The 279-nt window shown below is 68.5% G+C and carries 1 protein-coding gene; it reads left to right on the top strand.

The features are described 5' to 3' along the window. Window positions 1–279: secretin N-terminal domain-containing protein (locus EN850_RS36070; protein ID WP_210238113.1), on the top strand; the 279-nt coding region annotated here is incomplete at both ends.

The raw sequence follows: 279 nt of genomic DNA, 5'->3' as shown, positions 1-279 counted from the left end.
GGTGGTCGAGAACGGCGGCGTCAGCCGGGTGGTGCCGCAGGCCGATGCCAAGCTGCTGGGAGGACGTGTCGGCACGGGCGGTGCCAGCGGTGAGGTGACCACCCGCACCTTCGCGCTGCGCTACGAGAACGCGGCTGCGCTGGTGGCGGTGCTGCGGCCGATGATCAGCCCGGACAATGCGATCACCGCCAATCCGGGCAACAACACCCTGGTGATCACCGATTACGCCGACAACCTGGAGCGCATCGCGCAGGTGATCGCCAGCGTCGATACACCGGC

The organism is Mesorhizobium sp. M8A.F.Ca.ET.207.01.1.1 (genome assembly GCF_004794715.1).
Taxonomy (GTDB): Bacteria; Pseudomonadota; Alphaproteobacteria; order Rhizobiales; family Rhizobiaceae; genus Mesorhizobium.
Note: the sequence above shows the minus strand (reverse complement) of the source record. Positions and strands in the feature narration are given on the sequence as shown.